The 21,557-nt window shown below is 70.3% G+C and carries 19 protein-coding genes; 13 read left to right on the forward strand and 6 right to left on the reverse strand.

Annotated elements, in window-relative coordinates:
- Positions 1 to 603 precede the first annotated feature (603 nt).
- The gene (locus B042_RS0105710) at positions 604 to 1,620 is read left to right on the forward strand and encodes an LLM class flavin-dependent oxidoreductase (protein ID WP_028647461.1); all 1,017 of its coding nucleotides are present in this window, start codon (positions 604 to 606) and stop codon (positions 1,618 to 1,620) included.
- Positions 1,621 to 1,627: 7 nt separating this feature from the next.
- Here the strand turns inward: B042_RS0105710 and B042_RS0105715 are convergent, their stop codons facing one another.
- Together B042_RS0105715 and B042_RS24260 are read right to left on the reverse strand one after the other, a co-directional pair.
- On the reverse strand, positions 1,628 to 2,653 hold the full coding sequence (locus B042_RS0105715; RefSeq protein ID WP_028647462.1) for a hypothetical protein: 1,026 nt from the start codon (positions 2,651 to 2,653) through the stop codon (positions 1,628 to 1,630).
- A gap of 767 nt (positions 2,654 to 3,420) precedes the next feature.
- Positions 3,421 to 4,494: a TIGR04222 domain-containing membrane protein gene (locus B042_RS24260; protein WP_028647463.1), complete on the reverse strand. Its 1,074-nt coding sequence runs from the start codon at positions 4,492 to 4,494 to the stop codon at positions 3,421 to 3,423.
- Between the two features lie 568 nt (positions 4,495 to 5,062).
- Here B042_RS24260 and B042_RS25555 point away from each other — a divergent pair.
- The 4 genes from B042_RS25555 to B042_RS0105730 all read left to right on the forward strand — a co-directional run bounded on the left by B042_RS25555 (position 5,063) and on the right by B042_RS0105730 (position 7,629).
- The gene (locus B042_RS25555) at positions 5,063 to 5,293 is read left to right on the forward strand and encodes a hypothetical protein (protein ID WP_036554054.1); all 231 of its coding nucleotides are present in this window, start codon (positions 5,063 to 5,065) and stop codon (positions 5,291 to 5,293) included.
- Positions 5,294 to 5,332: 39 nt separating this feature from the next.
- On the forward strand, positions 5,333 to 6,382 hold the full coding sequence (locus B042_RS26000) for an OmpA family protein (protein WP_231493839.1): 1,050 nt from the start codon (positions 5,333 to 5,335) through the stop codon (positions 6,380 to 6,382).
- A gap of 11 nt (positions 6,383 to 6,393) precedes the next feature.
- A complete protein-coding gene (locus tag B042_RS25560) occupies positions 6,394 to 6,918 on the forward strand; it encodes a hypothetical protein (RefSeq protein ID WP_155988897.1) in 525 nt (174 codons plus the stop codon).
- Positions 6,919 to 7,041: 123 nt separating this feature from the next.
- Positions 7,042 to 7,629 carry a hypothetical protein gene (locus B042_RS0105730; RefSeq protein WP_231493840.1) on the forward strand — a complete coding sequence of 196 codons (588 nt, stop codon included), beginning with the start codon at positions 7,042 to 7,044 and terminating at the stop codon, positions 7,627 to 7,629.
- A gap of 29 nt (positions 7,630 to 7,658) precedes the next feature.
- Here the strand turns inward: B042_RS0105730 and B042_RS25565 are convergent, their stop codons facing one another.
- The gene (locus B042_RS25565; protein ID WP_155988899.1) at positions 7,659 to 8,030 is read right to left on the reverse strand and encodes a hypothetical protein; all 372 of its coding nucleotides are present in this window, start codon (positions 8,028 to 8,030) and stop codon (positions 7,659 to 7,661) included.
- A 460-nt stretch (positions 8,031 to 8,490) separates the two neighbouring features.
- Between B042_RS25565 and B042_RS27010 the strand changes: the two genes are divergently transcribed.
- A complete protein-coding gene (locus B042_RS27010; protein WP_369797670.1) occupies positions 8,491 to 8,784 on the forward strand; it encodes a DUF397 domain-containing protein in 294 nt (97 codons plus the stop codon).
- Positions 8,785 to 8,864: 80 nt separating this feature from the next.
- Here the strand turns inward: B042_RS27010 and B042_RS0105740 are convergent, their stop codons facing one another.
- The gene (locus B042_RS0105740) at positions 8,865 to 10,358 is read right to left on the reverse strand and encodes a long-chain fatty acid--CoA ligase (RefSeq protein ID WP_028647466.1); all 1,494 of its coding nucleotides are present in this window, start codon (positions 10,356 to 10,358) and stop codon (positions 8,865 to 8,867) included.
- A gap of 345 nt (positions 10,359 to 10,703) precedes the next feature.
- Between B042_RS0105740 and B042_RS0105745 the strand changes: the two genes are divergently transcribed.
- Positions 10,704 to 12,272, forward strand: coding sequence for a cation:proton antiporter family protein (locus tag B042_RS0105745; RefSeq protein WP_028647467.1), 1,569 nt, complete (start codon positions 10,704 to 10,706; stop codon positions 12,270 to 12,272).
- A 34-nt stretch (positions 12,273 to 12,306) separates the two neighbouring features.
- Here the strand turns inward: B042_RS0105745 and B042_RS0105750 are convergent, their stop codons facing one another.
- The gene (locus B042_RS0105750; RefSeq protein ID WP_028647468.1) at positions 12,307 to 13,011 is read right to left on the reverse strand and encodes a CBS domain-containing protein; all 705 of its coding nucleotides are present in this window, start codon (positions 13,009 to 13,011) and stop codon (positions 12,307 to 12,309) included.
- 424 nt (positions 13,012 to 13,435) lie between these two features.
- On the opposite strand from B042_RS0105750, the gene B042_RS0105755 reads away from it, so the two are divergent.
- From B042_RS0105755 to B042_RS0105780, 6 genes are all read left to right on the forward strand, one after another.
- Positions 13,436 to 15,865, forward strand: a complete 2,430-nt coding sequence (locus tag B042_RS0105755; protein WP_028647469.1) for a glycosyltransferase family 4 protein — start codon at positions 13,436 to 13,438, stop codon at positions 15,863 to 15,865.
- Positions 15,866 to 16,283: 418 nt separating this feature from the next.
- Entirely contained in the window at positions 16,284 to 17,378 is a 1,095-nt protein-coding gene (locus B042_RS0105760; RefSeq protein ID WP_028647470.1) for a pilus assembly protein TadG-related protein, read from the forward strand.
- 64 nt (positions 17,379 to 17,442) lie between these two features.
- Complete coding sequence (locus B042_RS0105765; RefSeq protein ID WP_028647471.1) at positions 17,443 to 17,748, forward strand: hypothetical protein; 306 nt, start codon at positions 17,443 to 17,445, stop codon at positions 17,746 to 17,748.
- Between the two features lie 286 nt (positions 17,749 to 18,034).
- Entirely contained in the window at positions 18,035 to 18,751 is a 717-nt protein-coding gene (locus tag B042_RS22080) for a hypothetical protein (protein ID WP_155988902.1), read from the forward strand.
- A gap of 140 nt (positions 18,752 to 18,891) precedes the next feature.
- Positions 18,892 to 19,812, forward strand: coding sequence for a helix-turn-helix domain-containing protein (locus B042_RS0105775; protein ID WP_028647472.1), 921 nt, complete (start codon positions 18,892 to 18,894; stop codon positions 19,810 to 19,812).
- Positions 19,813 to 19,840: 28 nt separating this feature from the next.
- The gene (locus tag B042_RS0105780; protein WP_028647473.1) at positions 19,841 to 20,389 is read left to right on the forward strand and encodes a dihydrofolate reductase family protein; all 549 of its coding nucleotides are present in this window, start codon (positions 19,841 to 19,843) and stop codon (positions 20,387 to 20,389) included.
- Positions 20,390 to 20,497: 108 nt separating this feature from the next.
- Here B042_RS0105780 and B042_RS0105785 read toward each other — a convergent pair whose 3' ends face one another.
- Positions 20,498 to 21,553 carry a polysaccharide lyase family 1 protein gene (locus B042_RS0105785; protein WP_028647474.1) on the reverse strand — a complete coding sequence of 352 codons (1,056 nt, stop codon included), beginning with the start codon at positions 21,551 to 21,553 and terminating at the stop codon, positions 20,498 to 20,500.
- Positions 21,554 to 21,557 lie beyond the last annotated feature (4 nt).

A 21,557-nucleotide genomic window follows, 5' to 3' on the forward strand; every position in this document is an offset into this window, starting at 1 on the left:
GGCCTTCACCCCCGCATCGGCCATCGCGTGAGAAAAACGGACAGACACCCATGACGAACAGTACAAAGAGATCCTCCACCACACCCCCTCCCACCTTGACCGCAACACCAGGCAGGGGCAGGAAATGTACCCAGTTTCCATCCTTATACCGACACACCGCCCCCCCAATAAAGCGAACTAAAACGAAGAAGAGGACAGATCATTTCCACCTTCCCAAAAGGAGCGCTCTACATGAAATCCAGCAAAATACCCCCCTGCCCCAGGGTCCTCCATTTCCCACACTGTTCATACAGACGAACCCGCCCGGTCACCTTTCCAATGAAAAGGCTTGCCACCCCTTCCCTCCCCCCGGTGCCTCCGCTCCGATCCGCGCACCAACCGCCCTGGCCACGGCCGATTCCGGCCCTGCGTACGCACCGACAACACACCGGCCGTGACCTACGCCGTCGAGGACGGCTACCGTCCGCCAACGGCCGCACCGGATGTGGACAGCCGTGCGGCTCACAGGTAACTTCTTAGTTCGATCACCATCGAACTCACGAGTGTGCGCGCCCCAGGGGAGCGGGCCGCCCGCTCGACGGGGAACCCGGGGGAAGAGCCACCATGTCCGACGTCGCGCTGTCCGTACTCGACCACGCCACCATCGTGGAGGGCTCCGACCCGGGAGAGTCCCTCCGCTCGGCCAGGGAACTCGCCCAGAACCTGGAGGCCTGGGGCTACACCCGGTTCTGGCTCTCCGAACACCACAACATGCGCGCCGTGGCCAGCGCCGCCACCTCCGTCGCCCTCGGGTTCATCGCCGAAGGCACCTCGACCATCCGTGTCGGCTCGGGCGGCGTCATGCTCCCCAACCACGCCCCCCTGGTCATCGCGGAGCAGTTCGGCACCCTCGCCTCCCTCTACCCCGGTCGCATCGACCTGGGTTTGGGCCGCGCACCCGGAACCGACCCCCACACCATGCGCGCGCTGCGCCGCGACCCCGCCTCGGCCTCAACCTTCCCCGCCGATGTCCAGGAGCTCCAGGCCTACTTCGAGCCCGCCCAGCCCGGACAGGCCGTCCGCGCGGTCCCCGGGGAGGGCCTGCGCGTACCGCTGTGGATCCTCGGCTCCAGCCTGTTCGGCGCCCAGCTCGCCGCGCACCTGGGCCTGCCCTACGCCTTCGCGTCGCACTTCGCTCCCCAAGCCCTGTACGAGGCCCTGGCCGAGTACCGTTCGGGGTTCCAGCCCTCCGAACAGCTCGACCGGCCGCACGCGGTGGCGGGCGTCAACGTCGTCGTCGCCGACACCGACGCCGAGGCCCGCCGCCTGTTCACCTCACAGCAGCAGAGCTTCGCCGGGATCGTGCGCGGCGGGCAGCAAGGCCTGCTCCCGCCGCCCATCGACAGCATGGACACCTTCTGGCTCCCCGGGGAGAAGGAGCGCGTGGACACCACGCTCCGCTACTCCTTCGTGGGAGCGCCCGGGACCGTCAGGGCAAAGATCGAGCAGTTCCTCGCCGACACCGGTGCCGACGAGCTGATGGTCTCCTCGATGATCCACGACAAGAAGGCACGCCTGCACTCCTACGAGGCCCTGGCCGACATGTTCGACCTCAAGGGCCCCGGTGTCGACCTGCACTGACGGGCACTCAGCGCACGGCCGCCGTCGGGGCGGCCGCGATGCCGGCCCCGACGTCGGCGAACCCCCGGCCCCAGCCGTCGGCCCCCGCGTACGGCGCGCCCCGGCCGGGTCCGAACGGGCCCTGGCAGACCTCCGCGAACCGGTGGACGGCGGCGAGGGTGCAGGTTTCGGAGGGGGCCGCGGCCCTGTCCTGGGCCGCGGCCTCCCGGGAACGGCTCCACGGGGAGGCCGCAAGCCTCAGCGCACGGAACCCGGTCAGGGCCGTGTGGCGCAGCGCGTGGTCGGTGTCCATCGTCTCCGAGGCCGGTGAGCGTTCGGCACCCTCCGCCAGCACGGCGTCCCCGGCCGGGGTGTTCACCGACGGGTGCAGCCCCCCGGACAGGCCCAGCGCCAGGCGGGTGAAGGCGACGACGGCCCCGGTGACGACGCCGCCGGTGAGGAGCGCCGTACCCCAGCCGCCCGAGGCCACCGCCGAGACGTCCAGGCAGAAACCGGTGATGACGGCCACCAGAGCGACGGCGAACAGGCGGAGGGACGCACCCCGCAGGCGGGCCCGTGCGGCGAGCGCGGCCCGCAGCTCCGGGGAGTCCACGATGAGCCGTCGGGCGTGGAGCTGGGCCCGCACACGGTCGATGCCCCGGCTGGCGACCGCGTGGCGCATCAACTCGCGCCCGCCGATCGCCGCCCGGCCGCGGAACGCCCGGACGATGTCGCGGCGGATCTTCTCCTTCTCCGACGCCTGTGGCTCGTCCGGCCCGACGAGGGTGAGGAAGCCGTCGCGGGTGGGCGCGCAGACCCGGCCGTGCAGGCGGGCCTCCATGAGCGCGACCTCGGCGGTGCGCACGGCGCCCCCGGCCAGGTAGCCGAGGTGGAGCGGGGTGAGGCCCTCGGGCGGGCATACTCTGGCGGACTCGGGGACCCGCGTCCGCGCGAGTCTGAGCGCCTCGGCGCTGCGGAGCACGGCGACCAGGGGCGGAACGGTGATGACCAGGGCCAGGACGAGAGCGGCGAGGAGGGGGAACGGACCGTCCATGTGCCTTCTTCCGTGGGGGATCAGAGGAATCAGGGTCTGTCGCGCGGGCGGGATCCGAGGGCAGTCTCACCGTGGCGGGAAGACCGGACCGGAGCGCGGGGGCCGGGGGCAGCCCCTCCTGCAGTGTGGATTCCCCTGAGAAGACCGTTACTCACCCCTGGGACCGGAGTTTCGGTCGGGCACGGTACACCGGGACGGCGAGGGCGTGACACACCGCTGCGGACCAAGCGCTATCAGTCGCGGCCGGGGTTCGCATTCAACGCGCTCTTCCATACCCTCTTCACAATCCCCGCGAGTACCACGATCACCCTCATGCAAGCAGAGGTATTCATCAGCAAATTCTGAACCAGGAATCACATCTCCGCGCCAAGTAACATCATTCACCTTTATAGCGCCACTGGAAGCTCAGCTCATGTGAGATGGACTCTCCTACCTGAAGTCCACGGAGCAGCTCCTTCCGAAGCGGGCACCAGCGACGCTGCAGTTCAACGGATTGGGCATGAGTGCAGCGCACAGAGCCACATGCCGTCCTCGCAGGGGTGGCAGGACAGCACCACGGGGTGCTCCGACCCGCGAAAAGGCGGCCACCAGTCCTGAAAGACGACACCGGTGTGGCCGCTTCCGGCCACACCGGTGATCCCCCCTTGGTTCCACCCACCCGTTTCACCCCCGCGGCCGAGGTTTGTCCCAGAGCGAAGACCAGCGTCGGCCTTCACTCTGGGACAAACCTCGACCACACGACAGCACACCCCGGCCCCAGCCCAGGGTCACGCCCCGCCGCCCCCTCCGTCAGCGCCGCCACCGGAACCACCACCGCCGAACCCCCCGCCGGAGTTCCCGCCCTCGAACCAGGTACTGCTGTCGAAGCCCCCGCCACCCACAGGCCCCGCACCGGCACCCACACCAGCCCCGGCCGGCTCCGCACCGCCCTGACAGGCCCGTGCGAACCCGGCCAGGTCCTCCAGCCCGCACACCGGTGCGCCCCCGTCAGCCGCCCCGTCGCCGTGGGTGTACACCGGGTGGGCCACAGCCCCCGGCGCCCGCCGGGTGTACAGCCCGCGCAGGCCGGTGACCGCCACATGGCGCTGCGCCTGCCCGTGCGTCATGGTCTCCGCCGCCGGGTACCATCCGGTGGCCCGCACCAGCAGGTCCGCCCCCGCCCGGGTGTTGACCGTAGGACGCGCCCCACCAGTGAAAGCAAGGACGAGATAGGCCGCCACGGCCAGAAGGCCCAGGAACAGGCCGGCCACGACCACAGCCGGAGCCCACTCGAACCCGCTGATGCCTGCGGCGATACCGGTGGTCGCTGCCCCCGCCGCGATCACGTAGACGGCCACGGTCCACCCCTGGAGGGCGGAGCGCCGCGCCAGTAGCTCGTCGAGTCCGGGGGCGTGGGCGATGAGCCCGCGCCCCACCAGCGACGACCGCACCGCGTCCATGGCGTCGCCTGCCGCGGTCCGGCGCACCAACTCACTACCCCGCGCGCCCGCACTGGCCTGGACGGTCTCGACGACGAATCGCTGAACGCCGTCCCGTTCCGTCCCTCCCGGAGCCAGGGGGTCGCTCAGGACGAAGAAACCCCTCCCGTCCTGGTCGCGGATGCGTCCGCCGAGGAAGGCACCCGTCACCGCCACCTCGGCTGCCCGCTCGCGCCCCCCGGCCAGGTAGCCCAGCTCCGCCGGGCTGAGGTCCCCCGGCTCCAGCGTGAACAACACCGGGGGGACCGCTCTCATCACGGATCTGTAGGCGGCGCTGTTGCGGATCACGGCGGCCAGGAGGAAGCCGCCGACGAGGAGTGCCGCGGCCAAGGCCACGGCCAGATAGACCGTGCTGTTGTCCACTGCGCTGCCTTTCCTATGGGGGGGTCGGGGGTCGGCTACCGGGAAACGGTCGCCCAGATGGTGATTCAACACCATACGGTGGGATTTCGCTGGACCCGACTTGGTTCGGTCCGGTCTGGCACTCTGTTCGTCCGGTGTCCGGCCAGCCCGTCCGGCGCCAGCCACATCCCCTGCGAGGACGGGGTTATCCACACCCGCCCATGGCGCGCATGGGGGTGTGCATGCGATCATGGTGACCCGTCGAGCACCCATCGTGACCCCCTGGGCGGAAGCAGCCGTGACCGAACCCCTCGGGTGTCCACTACCCGACCCAGGTGGACACGCGTCCCACCCGACACGGGGAACGCGGGCCAAGCGGACACGGATGCGGCCGGGCCAGCGGACGGCGATGGTGCGTGGCCACATTCGGCCAGGGGGAGAGCCAGAACCCTCGCGGATACTGGATAGTGGACCCCAACGGGGGTATACGCCCCCCGTGTGCCCCGACCGTCCTCCCAGCCCCGCGCCCCCGCGACGCGACCACGACGAAGCGCACTCACCCGACCTCCCCCACAAGGAGCCTGCGGACATGAGCATCCTGACCAAGGCCCGCGCCTACCTCTCCCCGACCTCCGCCCACAAGAAGAACGACCAGGGCGCCAGCATCACCGAGTACGGTGCACTGCTGCTTCTGGTGGCCCTGATCGCTGGAACAATTCTCGCATCAGGAATCGACAATATCATCAGCGGAAGACTTGGGGGAGTCGTCATTAGCATCTTCAGTGGAACTGAACCTGCCCCAGAGTCCGAGGAAAGTTAAGAGTAAGGATCAGAATAAATCTGAATCCAAATAAGACCAGTGAATTCGACCCACGGAAAACCTCGCCCGGGAATATTTAGAATAATACCCCTAGGCGCCCCCATTATATCGATAACGCTCATCACATCCGGCTGTGTAGCCTCCCCTGACGACACCAATCAGACAGAACACCCCCCAGGGGAAGAAACTAGTCCAACTGACCAGCACCCCACATCAAGTGGTTCCATACAAAACGAACCCTTAGCAAGAAGTCACACGTCATCTACAGAAATCGGAGACGACCTTCAGATCAATGTCATCTCCTTCGAGCGCCTCAAAAACGAAATACTCAGACTTCGCCTTGACATCAAAAATAGCTCTTCCGAGAACTTCCTTCTGCACGATGGACTTGCAGAAAACGGAGAGTTCTATACAAGCGGAGGTGTTACACTTATTGACACAGAGAATCAGAAACGCTATCTCAGTTACGATGAGAGCGACGGATCTTGCCTGTGCCAACCCCTGGAAAGCGAAATATCAAGTGGCTCCACTGAATCCATATGGGTAGCTTTCCCCGCCCCACCAAGCGACATCGAACAAATGACTGTCGTTACACCGCTCACGCCTCCAATGTTTGACATTCCTATCACTGATTCATCCGAGGAACTGGAGCACGGAGAGCTTGCTGAACCCGTCATCCTAGATCTCACCCTGATCTCTGATGACCTAGAAGACAATACAGGACGGACTGAGAATGAAGATGAAGTCAGCATCATCTTGTCCTCAGATGTACTTTTTTCAACAGGCAGCTCAGAGCTGACGCCTGAAGCCGAGAGCATTCTCGAACAGGTCGCTGTTGAGATCAGCGATGCAAGTTCCACGCTAGTGAATGTGGATGGATACACTGACAACACTGGCAGCGACTCAATAAATGGTCCGCTATCACTTGAGCGAGCCGAGTCAGTTGAGTCAACCCTATCTAAACTAACCACCCGCGAAAATGTTTCCTTCGATATCGAAGGCCATGGAGCAGCCAACCCCATCGGAGATAACTCAACCGAAGAGGGACGAGAGAGGAATCGTCGAGTGACCATCACATTCGAAAAATAGAGGAGGTTCCAGTGAAGAGATCAGTGCCTAGAGTAGGAGCCCTCCTTCTAGCATCCACCCTCTTTTTCAGTACATCATCGAGCACAGGGGCCTCAATGCACACACCAACCAAGCCCGGCCTCACCTCCCTTGGAGAAGCTCACGGAAACTCTGAAATATCATCTGGAATGAGTGCGCACATACATTCAGCAGAGAGAAACGGATCTGGAAAGCTCCTGTCTCTCACATGGAGCATTGAAAACGAGAGCGGCCGAGCGGATCTGATTACCTGGATCAGAAGCCGCCACTATACATACACCGGCCCGTACTACTCTGGAATTGCTCTCGTGGATGACAATTACAGACGCTTTCACCCTCTTAGGGACAGCGATGGCTCTTGCGTATGCTCTGGAGCTACTTCCAGCAACTTCAAGTCGTACGTCCGCCTCAACGAACAAGCCACATACTGGTCTCTCTACTCCATCCCTGAGGACATTGAAACAGTGACGGTCGAAATCACCGGCTTTGAGCCGATCGAGGACATTCCCATCTCCTGAGGCCCCCACGTGACGACTGGAGGCACCTTGCCCACCTCCCCCAGCCCGAGACTCGGGGACTCCCGTCGGCCGACCCCCACCAGGCCGTCGCGGAAGCCCGGCGACCGCACCAGGCCGCCGCGCGTGCGAAACCACCGGTCCCCCCTCCTCCGCCTCCTCGGTCGGCTGTGTCCCGCGCAGCGGTCCGACAGTGACAGCGGCGCGGCGTTCACCGAGATCGCCGCTGTCACCATCCTCGTCGGCATGATCCTCCTGGCCGTCTACCAGTCCCAGGTGGCCCAGATCTTCAACAACGCCGTCCGGGAGATGGTCTGCCTGGTCGAAGGCCCCGAGTGCGGCGGCGAGACCTGGACGGAGGTCGAGCGCCCACCGGAGCCTGAGGCCTACGAGTGGAATGCCCTGAACTCCAACACCGCCGACAACCAGGGCATCGGCATGGCCATCGCCCACGGCTACGGTTGGTCGGACCAGGAGTGGAACTGTCTGGACGACCTGTGGACCAGCACCTCCAACTGGGACCACACGCTCGTCGATCCCGACACCGGAGCGGTCGGCATCGTGGGCTTCGTCGCCGCCGACCACGGGGAGATGCCCGCCGGGTTCGCCGGGAGCGCTCGAACGCAGATCCACTGGGGTATCGACTACATCGACCAGACCTACGGGTCCCCCTGCGGCGCGTGGTCCCAGTGGCAGGCCACCCACACGTACTGACCGCTCCGGCACCGGGGGAGCACCGACACTCAGGCCCCCGCGGGCAGACGGCTCCCACTCGCGAACCGTGGCGACCCGGCCACCCCGTCCGGCTCTGCTGGGACGGCGGCGAGCGGCCTGGCGCTGTACTCCCGCCACGGCTCCAGGAGGGGCTCGTCGATGTGCCGTCCCCCGACGGGCCCGCTCCGTGTCACCGCCAGGCAGGACTGGGCCGCCTCCCCGAAGTACACGATGCATCCGGGGTGGCGAGCCTGGAGGGCGGCGGCCCGTGTGTGCTCACGCGCGGACTCGGCACGTCGGCCGCCGCTCAGGCGCTGCCGGGCCGCGCGGCGGGTCCGGCAGGAGGGGGCGCACAGGCCGGTCAGACCGGTTCGGTGAGCGGTCCGGCACTTGGAGTACACCGAATCCGCCGAACGTCTGCGGGCTCGCGGGGTGCGGGGATAGGGTGAGTCATCAGAATCCTGGTCCTTTCTTGATCACGGCTATGAGGTAGGGGTTCAGGGGGTGGACGGTGTCGGGCATCACCGTCCACCCCCGTCTTCCCAGCTCACGCGCGATCGGTGGTCGGTCTCGGTCGTGGTGCGCGGAGCCGGTCAGCCGTTCCACTGGCTCCTGGCGGGGCCGAGGGCCAGGCAGAACCAGACGCTCCGGTCACGAGCGGTGTTCACCGGCACCAACAACGTTCCCGGAAGAGCACATCCAGCGCCACGTCGACGGACGGGTGAAGCGCCAGGATCCTCGAACACCTCTGCCCACCGGCGTACGTCGCGATCGTCGACGAAGCCGCTCTACGCCGGTTCCCAGGAGAACCGGCCATGAGGAAAGAGCAGCCACAGCGGTCCTGGAGAAGACCGTGCCGTGGTGGCTGGCCTCTGCCTCGGCGCGGCTGTCCGCGACTCCAAGCGCCCCGGTGCCGGGCATCTCCCCTTCCCCGCCGCGGAGCGGACCGGCTTCCCTGCCACAGCCCTCTCCCCCACCGCCTCCTCACGCCGACCCACGGAGCCACGGTGCCCGGCCCGTGTCCCCAACGGGGGCCGCGGCCGGGCACCGGCGTTCGAGGAGCTGACGCGCAGCCTTCAGACGCCCAGGATCCCCAGCGGCGGCAGCGCGTCGAGGATGCCGAGTGTTTCCATGCCCAGCGTCCCTTCCAGCTGAGCGGGGTTCGCCGTGGGGCGAACCCCGGCGGTCGATTCCGTCGGGGGGCGAAGGCCGCCACCGACGTCCCCGGCCTCCCCTCAGTTTTCCTGGCCCGGGTCCACGGTGATGCTGCGTTTGAGGATCTTGCCGGTGGGGCCCTTGGGCAGCGCGTCGGTGGTCACCACCAGGCGGGGGTACTTGTAGGCCGCCACCCTGGCCTTGACGAAGTCGCGCAGTTCCTCCGGGGTGGCGTCCTCGCCGGGCTTGAAGGCGACCATCGCGCCGACCTCCTCGCCGAGTTCGGCGTGCGGCACGCCCACCACGGCGGCCTCGGCCACGGCGGGGTGCTCGTAGAGGACCTCCTCCACCTCCCGCGGGTAGACGTTGTAGCCGCCTCGGATGATCATGTCCTTCTTGCGGTCCACGATGAAGTAGAAGCCCTCCCCGTCCTTGCGGGCCAGGTCGCCGGTGTGGAACCAGCCGTCGCGGATCGCGCGGGCGGTCTCCTCGGGCCTGCCCCAGTAGCCCTTCATCACGTTGTGGCCCCGGACCGCGATCTCACCCACCTCGCCGGGCCCGAGATCCTCGCCCTCCAGGCCGACCAGGCGGAACTCCACCCCCTCGACGGGGGTGCCGATCGACCCGGGCCTCCGCTGGTCGGGGGTGTTGATGGAGGCCAGCGGCGAGGTCTCCGACAGACCGTAGCCCTCCAGGACCACGCATCCGAAGGCCTCCTCGAAGGCGGACATGACCTCGACCGGCATGGCCGCGCCGCCGGAGACGCACAGGCGCAGCGGGGAGAGGTCGTAGCCGCCGCGCGCGGGGTGGTTGACCAGTGCCACGTACATGGTGGGCACGCCCTCGAACACGGTGGCCCGGTCGCGCACCAGCACCTCCAGCGCGTCGGTGGGGTCGAAGCGCGGCAGCAGGGTGAGGCAGGCACCGACCGCGATCGCGGCGTTGAGCCCGGCGGTCTGGCCGAACACGTGGAACAGCGGCAGCCCGCCGAAAAGCACGTCCTCCTCGGTGAAGTCGAACATCCGCACCACGAGTTCGACGTTGCGGACGAGGTTGGCGTGGGTGAGTTCGGCGCCCTTGGGCTGCCCGGTGGTGCCGGAGGTGTACAGGATGACGGCGGTGTCCTCGTCGGCGCGCTCGGCCACGCCTTCCACCGGATCCGCCCCGGCCAGCAGCCCCGTGAACCCGGTGGGCTCGACCACCGTGCACGCGGTTCCGGCCCGTTCCGCGGCCGGTTCGGCCTCGTCCCGGAAGCCCTCCCAGACGAAGAGGGTCCCCGCGCCGGAGTCGCGCAGGTGGTACTCCACCTCGCGCCCCTTGAGCAGCGGGTTCATCGGCACCACGATCGCGCCGAGGCGCAGGGCGGCGTAGTACAGCACCGCGAAGTGCGGCACGTTCGGCAGCATGAGCGCCACCCGGTCGCCCGGCCGCACGCCCTGCCGGGTGAGCAGCCCGGCACCCTGTTCGGTGAGGGCGGCCAGCTGTGCGTAGGTCAGCACCGTGTCGTCGAGCTTGACCGCCGGCCGGCCGGCGTGCTCGGCGGCGGCGCGGGCGAGGTTCTGCGCGAGGTTCATGGTCGGCCTTCCTCCAGCGGGTCGCGGTGGGGCGTCCAACACCGGGTGCCTCCCGCCCCGACGCATGGTGTCCGGCCCGCGCGGGGCGGTCCAGCCCCCGCGCGGGCGCTTGGCACCCCTCTGACCCGCGCGCGGTCCTCCCTTGGGCGAACCCGGGCATGCGATCTCACCGTGGATCGAGACCTCGGCGTGCGGGGCGGCCGAGGACGGGGGACGGGGCGCGGCGGGCCGGACGGGTGCCTCCGGGGGGCCCGGAGGCGACCCGGGTACGGTATTGCCCACTGGTGCCTGCCGATCTCCGCCGATCGGGCGGGCCGGGCCGCCGCAACGGAGCGAGGGACAGGCATGGAACCCGCCTTCATCGTGGCCGCGTTCGCCGGAGGGCTCGTCGCCCTGGCACTGCGGCTGCCGCCCCTGGTCGGGTTCCTGGCCGCGGGGTTCGTCCTCAACGCCCTGGGCTACACGTCGACCCCGGCGCTGGAGACCGCGGCCGACCTGGGTGTCACCCTGCTGCTGTTCACCATCGGCCTGAAGCTGGACGTGCGGTCCCTGCTGCGCCACCAGGTGTGGGGTGCCGCCACCGTCCACATGGTCCTCTCCACGGTGTTCATCGCGCTGTTCCTAGGGGCGCTGAAGTTCACCGGGCTGGCGATGGCGGTGGAGGCCGGATGGTCGACGCTGCTCCTGCTGGGTTTCGCGCTGTCCTTCTCCAGCACGGTGTTCGCGGTCAAGGCCCTGGAGGCGCGCAGCGAGTCCGGGTCGTTCTACGGCCGTCTGGCGATCGGGGTGCTCATCGCCCAGGACGTGTTCGCGGTGGTGTTCCTGTCCGCCTCCTCCGGCCATCCGCCCAGCCCGTGGGCCGCGGGGCTGCTCCTGCTGATTCCGGCGGCTCCGCTGCTGCGGCTGCTGCTGGACCGGATCGGGTACGGGGAGATGCGGGTGCTCTTCGGTGTGGCCGCGGCGCTCGTGGCGGGCCACGCCCTGTTCGAACTGGTGGGGGTGAAGGGCGACCTGGGGGCTCTGGTCGTGGGGCTGCTGCTGGGGCCCTCCGCCAACGCCGCACCCCTGGCCAAGACGCTGCTTTCGGTGAAGGACCTGCTGCTGGTGGGGTTCTTCCTGAGTATCGGCCTCACGGCACTGCCCGATGCCGGGTCGCTGCTGGCGGGGCTGCTCCTGCTGCTCGTGCCGTTGAAGGGGGCTCTGTTCACGGCGTTGTTCCTGGGCCTGCGGCTGCGCGGGCGCACCTCCCTGCTGGCGGGGATGACTCTGAGCAACTTCTCCGAATTCGGGCTCATCGTCGCCGCCCTGGCGGCCTCGCAGGGGTGGCTCTCCGAAGACTGGCTGGTGGCGCTGGCACTGGCCGTGGCGTTCAGCTTCGCCGTGTCGGCGCCGCTGAACGCCGCCGGTGAGCGGGTGTACCGCAGGGTCGGTCCGTGGCTGGCCCGCCACGAGCGCACCGGCCAGCCGGAGGGTGACCGGCCCATCCATGTCGGCGAGGCCCGCGCGGTGGTACTGGGCATGGGCCGGGTGGGGCGGGGTGCCTACGAGCGGTTGGTGCAGGAGTACGCCGTGCCGACCGTGGGGGTGGAGCACGACCCGGTGACCGTGCAGCGGCTGCGGCTCCTGGGGTACCAGGTGGTGGAGGGCGACGCCACCGACCCCGATTTCTGGGAGCGGCTGAACCTGGACCCGAAGGTGTGGCTGGTGGTGCTGGCCATGCCCCACCAGCGAGGCAACCTGGCGGCGCTGGACCAACTGCACGGCGACGGCCTGCACGCCATGATCGCCGGGGTGGTCACCCGGGCGGAGGAGATCGGGGAGCTGCGGGAGCGGGGCGCCGACGTGGTATTCCACCTGTACGGCGAGGCGGGGCGTGCCCTGGTCGACGACGCGGTGGACCGCCTGGGCGACTGATCCGGGGCCCGTCCGCGCGGACGGGCCGGTCGCCTCAGGGGGTCCCCGAGCGCCAGCGGACGTGTTCGGGGACGACGTCGTCGACCCGCCAGGCCAGGTCGGAGTCGACGGCCACGACGCCCTCCAGGTCGTGGACCCTGCGGATCACGGCCTGGGCGTCACTGCGGCGCTCCACGGTCCCCGACAGCCGCACCACCCCGTCCTCGACGATCGCGGCGGGCTCCCGGGCGCGCGGTGCGCGCAGGGTGTCGGTGATCTCCTCCCTGGCGTCCGCGGCGATGTCCTCGTCCTCGCGCAGGAACACCGACAGCAGATCGCAGCGGCTCACGACGCCGACCAGCCTCCCCTGGCCGTCGACGACCGGCAGCCGCTTGATCCCGTGCTTCTCCATCAGCCGGGCCGCGCCGGCCACGGTCTCCTGCGGGGGCACCGTGACGGCGGGTGCGGTCATCAGCCCCGACGCCGCCCTGGCCCCCGCCTTGTCCTGGGCGTGTCCGCCTGCGCCGAGGCGGGCCCGCAGGCGGGTGCGCAGGGGTTGCCCGTACTCGTCCTCGCCGGTGAACTCCTCCTTGTGGAGCAGGTCTTCCTCGGAGACCACGCCCACCACCCGGTTCCGGTCGTCGACCACGGGCAGGGCGCTCACCCGGTTCTCGACGAGCAGGCGGACGATCTCCCGGTAGCCCGTCTCCCCGGTGGCCGTGACGACCCCGGTCGTCATGACGTCGCGAACGGTGTTCATCACGGGCCCCCTCGTGCTCTGCACCGGCGGCCGGTACGGCCTGCCCGGAACCTGCTGCTCCGCGTCTTCTTCCAGGATGGGCCGGTTGGCGCGCCCTGTCCAGCGGGAGGGCGTACGCGCGGGCCTCTCCTGTGGCGGCGCGGGCCCCGCCCGGCACGGAACGACGCACGGTCCGGCTACCAGGGGTTTTGCGCTCTGTCCCGCGGGCGTCTTCGGTGACCGGAGCGGGGGGAGGCCACCCGGCCCGGTGCGAGACGGGGTGCGGGTCCTCTGGAGGGCCGCAAAGGTCCCACAGGGGTCGGCAAACCTTTTCCCACCAGGCTCATATGTCGCATTTATACGTAAATACCCTCCTTAGCCTGAAGCTTCGTCCGTGACATCCCGACGGGGCGGGAGACGCAGCGCACGGAAAGCAGGGGGCAGTGTGAAGATCGCCTATCTCATCAACGACATGTACGGCATCGGGGGCACGGTCCGCACGGTCGCCAACCAGGCCGCGGCGCTGTCCGCGCGCCACGAGGTGGAGATCGTCTCGGTCTTCCAGCACCGCGCCGACCCGCTTCTGCCCGTACCCCCCCAGGTGAAACTGCGCTCCCTGGTCGACGTGCGCCGCGTCCCCGAGGGCACCAGCGCCGGCGTGGGCGGCAGGCCCCTCTACGAGGGCTCCCCGAAGGCCGGCCTGCCGCCCACCCTGTTCCCGGTGGAGGACACCCGCGGCGCCACGCACAGCCGTCTCACCGACGAACGGCTGGAAGAGTACCTCGCCACCACCGACGCCGACGTGGTCGTGGGCACCCGGCCCGGCCTGAACGTGGCCATCGCGCGCGCCGCCCCCGACCACGTCGTCGCGGTCGGACAGGAGCACCTCACCTTCGAGCAGCACTCCCTGCCCCTGCGCCGGGTCATGGAGATGGAGTACCCCAATCTGGACGCCTTCGTGACGGTGACCGAGGCCGACGCGCGCACCTACACCGCCCGCATGCCCCTGCCCGGGGTCGAGGTGCTGTCCATCCCGAACTCGGTCCCCGCGCCGGCCTTCACCGCTGACGGCCACGGCTCGCGCACCATCGTCTCCGCGGGCCGACTGGCCCCCAGCAAACGCCACGACCTGCTCATCCAGGCCTTCTCCATGGTGGCTGAGGAGTTTCCCGACTGGACCCTGCGCATCTACGGGCGCGGCAGCATGCGCGGAACGCTCGACCGGCTCGTGGGTTCACTGGGACTGGAGGACCGGGTGTGGCTCATGGGCCCGCACCCGCACGTGGAGGAGGCCTGGGCCCAGGGCGAGTTCGCGGCCGTGACCTCCAGCGAGGAGCCGTTCGGCATGACGATCGTGGAGGCGATGCGCTCGGGGCTGCCGGTGGTGAGCACCAACTGCCCGCACGGCCCCGCCTCGATCATCCGGCACGGCGAGGACGGGCTGCTCGTGCCCAACAAGTCCGCCAAGGGGATCGCCGAGGGGCTGGCCCTGCTCATGGCCGATGAACCCCTGCGGCAGCGGATGTCCGAGGCGGCGCTGGTCGACTCCGAGCGCTACGACCCCGCCACCGTGGTGCGCCAGCACGAACGGCTGTTCGCCGACCTGGCCGGGGCACGGGTGCCCGCCGTTCCGCCCGTGCCCGTCCCCCGTCCCGAACCGCCGCCCTCCTGCAAGGTGTGGGCGAGCGCGGAGGAGGGGCTGGCGGTGCTGTGGTTCCCCCACCCCCCGGACCGGATCGTGCTCGCGCACGGCGGGGAGCGCGTGGGGCTGGTGCCCGACCCGCGCGGCGAGGTGCCCGTGGACGCCCGGAGGCTGGACCTGGCGGCGCGGACGTGGGAGGTGCTGCGCGTGGACGGCGGTCGCGAACGCGCCGTCGCCGACGTGGAGATCCACCAGGAGGGGTACCCGCTGTCGACCGAGGCGGAGGTGCCGGCGGCGCTGGTGCTGCCCTCCCGTTCGACGCGGGGGCGGCTCGTGCTGCACGTGCGGCGTCTGGAGCGCCACGCCGAGGTGGAGCACGTGGAAGTCGCAGACGACCTGATCACCGTCCAGGGCCGGGTCCTGCGGCCTCCGGACGCCGACCCGAGGGCACGCCTGCTGGTACGGCACAAGGAGGTGCCGCGCCAGGTGCGCGGCTTCTCCGCCCCGGTCACGGCCGACGGGCACTTCACCGCGGTGGTCGACCCCGAGGACGTGGTCGGCGACCGGCCGGGCGACTCCGAGAAGTGGGAGCTGCGCCTAGGCCTGTCGAACGGATCGGAGCACCCGTTGGGCCGCCACTTGACGGGGGTGACGGGGTACAAGCGGATCATCGGGTACCCGTCGCTGCACGTGACGAGCGAGCGGGGCTACGGGGCCCGGCTGCGGCCCTACTACACGGTCAACGACCGGCTGGGGCTGTGCTCCGAGCCCGCCGCGCCGATCCTGGAGGTGAACGAGGCCCGGGCGGTCCTGCGCGGACGCCGCCGAGAACGGGTGCGGATCGACGTTCGGCTGGACACCAAGCCGCCCGAGAACATGGAGTACTCGGCGGAGGTGGTGTGGGGATCCGGCACGGGGCGGCGCTTCCCGCTGCACGAGGTGCCCCCGGTGGGGCTCGGCGGACGGCTGGTCGGGGAGCTGCCACTGCTCGAGTACGAGGATCAGGGGGGCCGCGGGACCGTACGGGCCACATGGCGGCTGCGGCTGCTGATGGGGCCGCCCGGGGGCCTGGGGCGGGTGGGTGCCGTGGCCGTCCCCCAGCACACCTCCCGCACGTGGCACCGAGGCCCCTACGTGCGGTCGGTGACCGTGGGGCCGTGGGCGGACGGGGACCTGAAGGTGACCGTGGCCGACGTGCACATGGCCGACGCGGTGCGGCGGCGCCTGGCCTGAGCCGCAGCGGTCGACGCCTTTGTCGCACAACCGCAGCGGTACGGCACTGTCGGGGCCCCGGCCCTCATCGAGTGGCTGCGCGCCGGCCGCCTGCTCGATCGTCTCGCGCGGTCCCTGGTGGGCGGCGGCACCGTATCCGAGGACCGTGCCGGGCCCAGGCCCGGGACCGGCACCCGATCCGGTCGCCACCGCCCTCCTGTGACCGCTCTCCCCCACTCCACACAGCGGTTGCTCCACGCATCAGAGCACCCACGAAAGGCCATGCGCGGCCCCGCGCGCTCCGGCCCCGTGTGGGCGGCCGGAGCGTTCGTCCACACCCACTACCGATCACGGTCCGGGGTGGATAAGCTACCGGAGGAGGAGGCCCCCGCCGCTCCTCCGCTCCCCCGGCCCCTCTCCCCCCGACGGAAAACGCTGCATGGGACTGCGACGGACCCCCCGGCGCGCGGCCACCCCCGCGCGACCGCGGCACCATCTCCTGGGCCGCAACGACCAAGGGCAGGCCAACATCCTGCTCATCTTCGGGCTGACCCTGGCCCTGCTGTCCCTCACCCTGCTCTTCGTGCGGATCGGCGCCGCGGGCGACATGCGCTCGCGGACCCAGACCGCGGCCGACGCGGCGGCGCTGGCGGCGGCGAGTGCGCTTCAGGAGGCCGCCGCCGAGGAACTCCTGGCCGGCAACTACCCCATGCCCTGGTTCGACGAGGAGGTCGCCGAGGCACGCGCCGCGGAGTACGCGCGCGCCAACGGGGCGGTGCTCACCGACATCCGCGCCAGCGACAACACCATGGGGCGCTCGGGCAACATCATCCGGGTGGAGGTGCGCGGGGCGGTCTGCCAAAGGGAGTTGGAGGCGGACGGTTCGCGGGCGTGGAACGACGTGGTCTGCGACGGCTCCGAGGAGGAGTCGGACACGACCGTGGGCAACGCCTCGGCGATCGCGATCGTGGAGCAGCCCTACGAGTGCTCGCGGACGGCCTTCAGGGTGGAGTGCGGCGGTCCCGTCACCAGTCTGGACCAGGCCCGGGACCTGCTGGACGTCCACCTGATCGACCAGGAGGGCCAGTACAGGTTCGACCCCACCGTGGTCTACGCCGGAGGAGCCATCGTGAACTGCGCGTCGCTGGGCCAGCTGCACCCCACCATGTGCGCGGTGCACCAGACGCTGCAGGAGGAGTTCGGCGGGTTCTACCTGACCGCCGGGGGCCAGCGCTACGAACCCGGCAGCGACCACCACGCGGGCATGGCGGTCGACTACATGATGGCCCCGCTCGGCGGCACACCGACCCCCCCGATGGACGCCACGGCTGTCACGGTCATCAACTGGGTGATCCAGAACGCCTCTCAGCTCGGCGTCAAGGGGCTCATCTACGACCACCACATCTGGAACGCCTCCCGGGACCCCGTCGGGCCGTGGGAGTCGGTCAAGCGCTTCCAGCAGGACACCGGGAACGCCACCCAGGACCACGTGGACCACATCCACCTGGCGGCGGGCCCCGGACCCATGCTCTGACCCCGCGCTCCGCAGGCCGCGACCGGGTCTTGTCCGCCCCACGACCATCACCCAACCTGGATACATGCCCGAAAGCGCTGACCGCACCGCCGAACGCGCCCTCCCGCTGCGCCCCGTCCCCGCCCTGCTCTCCGCCAACGCCTGCGACATCACCACCGTGGACGTGTGGGGCGTGAACGCCTACCCGCGCGGGGGGCCGGTCACCCGGCCTGGACTCCGCGAGGCGGCGGAGCGCCCGCGGTCCCGGCCACGGTTGGACCGGCTGCTGGGAGAGCTCACCGGCCGGGGGCGGAACTGCTCAGCCGAGCACAGGCGGCGGGTGGCGCACGCCATCCGCCCCCACGCGAAGAACCCCCCGGCACCGCTCTGACCCCGGCGGCGGGCGTGCCACCGCCCCCGTCCCGCGGTGGGAGGGCGGTACGTCCTACCTCCGTGCCACGATCGAACAAAGCGACGAGCGGCCCCGCCGGACCCCGGGGTACCGTCCGACGCCTGAGCGGCCCGACCGCCCTCCGAGCCCTCGGGCCGCACCCGCGAACCGTAGAAACGAGGCCGTACCCGTGTCGATGTCGATACCGGACACCTCAGCCGAGGGTGTCCCGGAACCGGAGCCGTCCCCGGGCGGACGGCTTCCGAACCCGTGGCTGTGTCTGACGGTGGCCCTGGTATGCCTGGCGGTGGCCACGACCGGGTGGCTCGTCGCCACCCTGGCGGTCGAGGACACCCGCTCGGACGGTGACGCCTCCCCCGAGGACGTCGCCGCCTTCGTCACCGCGGCCGTGGAGCGGTTGGAGGACGCCTCGGCGTTCCAGGTCGCCTTCACGGTGCACGGGCCCTCAACGGCGGAGGCGGGGCTCCCCGGGGAGGAACCGGGACCGCTCCTGGGTGAGGGGGAGGCGGTCTACGACTCCGGCCGCGATCCGGTCTTCTCCTACGCCTACCGCGCAACCGGCGGCCCGGAGGTACAGCGGTACCAGATGCGTTCGGAGCAACTGCTGATGACGGTGGACGGCTCCGGCCTGTCCGTCCTGGACGCCCCCACCAGAGCCGACCGCTATCTCGGTACCGCCGAGTTCGGGTCCGCCCAGCTTCGCGCGGTCCTGTCCACCTCCACCGACCTCGCGTTCGCCGGCGAACGCGAGGTGGTGCCCGCCCGGGGCGGGGAGGAGGCGGCGCACGGCGCTTACCTGTTCACCGGGACCTTCACGGCGCTGCGGGGCGACCACGGGTCGGTAGCGGGCGGTGGTGAACTGGTGTTCGCGGAGGAGGTCGAGTTCGCGCTGTGGATCGGTGAGGAGGGGTACCCGCTCAGGCTCTCGCTGCGTGCGGAGGACGGTACGGGGGAGACCGTGGAGTACCGCGACGTTCGGTGAACGGCCGTCCGCCGGGGCGGTCCAGGCCCGGGCCGTGATCGCCCGGGGCGGTGCGGACCCGCGGAGGGTGGACGGCGACTCCGGGAAACCCCGCAAGAACGGTCAGGCGCGGGTGCCGCCGGGCACAGCAGACTGAGGGCATGACCGGACGGGACCGCCTGCGCGAACTGCTCGACGCCGTGCTCAACGAGGACCACCGCACCCTGGCCGACATGGCGGGGGGTGCCCACAGCTCACCGTTCCACTTCACCCGCACGCTCTCACGCGACACCGGGGAAGCCCCGGTGGCGATGCGCCGCCGGGTGATGCTCGAACGGGCGGCCTGGCATCTCAAAGGGGGCGGCAGCGTCACCGACGCAGCGTGGGGCGCCGGGTACGGCTCCGTGGAGGGCTTCAGCCGCGCGTTCACCCGGGCGTTCGGCCGACCTCCCAGCACGGTGGATCCGGGCTGCGGCCACTGGCTGCCCGCGCCCAACGGCATCCACTTCCACCCGCCCGTGTCGCTGTGGTTCCACAGCGGGGAGCACTCCGCGAACCCCCTGACCGAGCAGATGGTCGAGCACGCGCTCGACGATACCCGTCACCTGCTCGAGGCGGCGGGGGACCTCACCGACGGGGAGTTGCGCGCCTGTCGGCGGCCCGGACTCACCGTCCTGTCCTGGGAGGGCCGCGAGGAGTCGGTCCAGGCGGTCCTGGAGCGGCTGGTGAACTCCGTGGAGGTGTGGCTGGCCTCGATCGAAGGCCGCGACCTGCCCGAACGCGACCCGGAAGCCGACGCGGCGGCGCTCCTGGAGCGGCACGGGGCGGTGGCGCCACGATGGCTGGCGATGGTGCGCGACACCGAACGCCGCGGCGCGTGGAACGACCGCCTGATCGACGCCCTGTGCGACCCGCCCGAGAGTTTCGTCCTGAGCGGGGTCGTGGCCCATGTACTCACCTACTCGGCCCACCGCCGCCAACTGGTCCGGCAGCTGCTGCGGGAGACGGGACGGCCGGTCGACGACGGCGACCCCCTCCTGTGGCTGCGTACCAGGCGCGGCGAGGAGGGTTCCGGGACGTGAACACTGCGAGACACACGAGAGGCGGCACATGCTGATCTACTACACGGCGACCACGCTTGACGGGTTCATCGCCGCCCCGGACGACTCCCTGGACTGGCTGCTGCGCCAGGAGGGCGAGCCGGACGGGGCCTTCGGCTTCGAGGCGTTCATGGCGCGCGTCGGCGCTGCGGTGATGGGCTCGACCACCTACGAGTGGATCCTCTCCCACGGGGTGGGCACCGACGAGCCGTGGCCCTACAGCGTACCTACATGGGTGATGAGCAGCCGGGACCTGCCCGGGGTGGAGGGGGCCGACGTGCGGTTCGCGTCGGGGGACGTGCGTCCGGTCCACGCCGCGATGCGCGGGGCGGCCGGGGACCGGGACCTGTGGCTGGTCGGCGGTGGCGAGCTCGCCGGGCGGTTCGCCGACGCCGGGCTGCTGGACGAGGTGGTCGTCTCGGTGGCACCGGTGACACTCGGTTCGGGGCGGCCTCTGTTGCCGCGCAGGCTCGACCTCGAACTGGTGGAGACGGCTCGGGGCGGCGCGTTCGTCAGTTCCCGCTTCCGGGTGTCCGGTCCGCTGGAGGAGGACCGCTGACGAGGCTGGAGCCCGTCTTCCGGCCGTGGTGCCGTATCCCGGGGGCCCGGGAGGGGGCGTAGGCGCGCCTGAGGGGCCGCAGGTTCCCGGGCACCCCGGTCGCTCGGCTCAGCCCCGGGTCCGGGCCCCGGCCTGTTCCTGGACGAGGTCGGGGACGCGGCCGGGGTCGTCCAGTTCGTAGGAGTAGGGCGGGTCGGGGACCTCGCCGCGCAGTTCGGGCTGGGCGGAGTCCACCAGCAGGTTGTCGCGGGTGAGCACGTTCCCGGGGGCCTCCTCCCCGTCGCCTCCGGAGACGGCCGAGAGCAGGGTGCCCTGGAAGTAGTTGCCCTCGGCCAGGAGCCGGGCGTCGAGTGCCGAACTCATCCCGTACTCCCCGTTGCCGCGGAAGTAGTTGTTGAACACGTGCACGTGCGCGGCACCCCGGGCGCGCGGGTTGCGGGCGGAGGTGCCGTCGAAGTAGTTGTGGTGCAGGGTGACGCGCAGCGCACCGGGCTCCTCGTCGGCCCCGCCGATGTCCACCGCGGCCGCGGAGTCCCGGAAGCGGTTCCAGGACAGGGTGACGCGGTCGGCCCCGCCGGTGACGCTCACCAGCGCGTCGCCGCCTCCGCCGCTGAAGGTGGACCCGTCGATCCACACGTGGTGCGCCCCGCCGCGGATGGCCACGGCGCTCCCCCCTGTGTCCATGGCCAGGTCGGCGATGACGACGTCGGAGGCGCCGTCGACGACCAGTCGGCCGCCGGTGAGCGCGCCCCCCTCCGGGGAGCCGACGAGGGTCTTGTCCGAACCGACGGCCACGTCGCCGCCCAGGTCGATGGTGCCGTGGACCTCGATGGTGAGGGGCCCTTCCCTGGCGAGCAGGTCGGTGAGCGTACCCGCGTCGGCGGCGGTGACCGTGTCCCCTCCGGAGCCGCCGTCGACGCCCGGGGACTTCTCACCGTCGGCCTCCAGGGGGTGGGCGGCCCAGCCCACGGCCTCCCAAGACCGTTCCCGCCCTCTGGCCCCGTCGGCCTCCTCGGCGGGTTCGTCCGTCGGCGGGGCCGGTTCGGCGGCCGCGGTGACCGGCGGCTCCGTCTCCTCCTGGGCCGTTCCGCCGTTGGAGCAGGAGGCGAGGGCAGCGCACAGCAGCACCGTCACACAGGAGGCTGCGAGCGGGTGAAGTCTCATCGAC

Source organism: Nocardiopsis sp. CNT312 (assembly GCF_000515115.1).
Taxonomy (GTDB): Bacteria; Actinomycetota; Actinomycetes; order Streptosporangiales; family Streptosporangiaceae; genus Nocardiopsis.

Coding starts and splice junctions, on each gene's coding strand:
- B042_RS0105750 (WP_028647468.1), bottom strand. CDS start 13,011: ATGAACACCGTTCGCGACGTCATGACGACCGGGGTCGTCACGGCCACC.
- B042_RS0105785 (WP_028647474.1), bottom strand. CDS start 21,553: ATGAGACTTCACCCGCTCGCAGCCTCCTGTGTGACGGTGCTGCTGTGC.
- B042_RS25555 (WP_036554054.1), top strand. CDS start 5,063: ATGAGCATCCTGACCAAGGCCCGCGCCTACCTCTCCCCGACCTCCGCC.
- B042_RS0105740 (WP_028647466.1), bottom strand. CDS start 10,358: ATGAACCTCGCGCAGAACCTCGCCCGCGCCGCCGCCGAGCACGCCGGC.
- B042_RS0105715 (WP_028647462.1), bottom strand. CDS start 2,653: ATGGACGGTCCGTTCCCCCTCCTCGCCGCTCTCGTCCTGGCCCTGGTC.
- B042_RS0105765 (WP_028647471.1), top strand. CDS start 17,443: ATGCCCGAAAGCGCTGACCGCACCGCCGAACGCGCCCTCCCGCTGCGC.
- B042_RS0105710 (WP_028647461.1), top strand. CDS start 604: ATGTCCGACGTCGCGCTGTCCGTACTCGACCACGCCACCATCGTGGAG.
- B042_RS0105745 (WP_028647467.1), top strand. CDS start 10,704: ATGGAACCCGCCTTCATCGTGGCCGCGTTCGCCGGAGGGCTCGTCGCC.
- B042_RS0105760 (WP_028647470.1), top strand. CDS start 16,284: ATGGGACTGCGACGGACCCCCCGGCGCGCGGCCACCCCCGCGCGACCG.
- B042_RS0105780 (WP_028647473.1), top strand. CDS start 19,841: ATGCTGATCTACTACACGGCGACCACGCTTGACGGGTTCATCGCCGCC.
- B042_RS0105775 (WP_028647472.1), top strand. CDS start 18,892: ATGACCGGACGGGACCGCCTGCGCGAACTGCTCGACGCCGTGCTCAAC.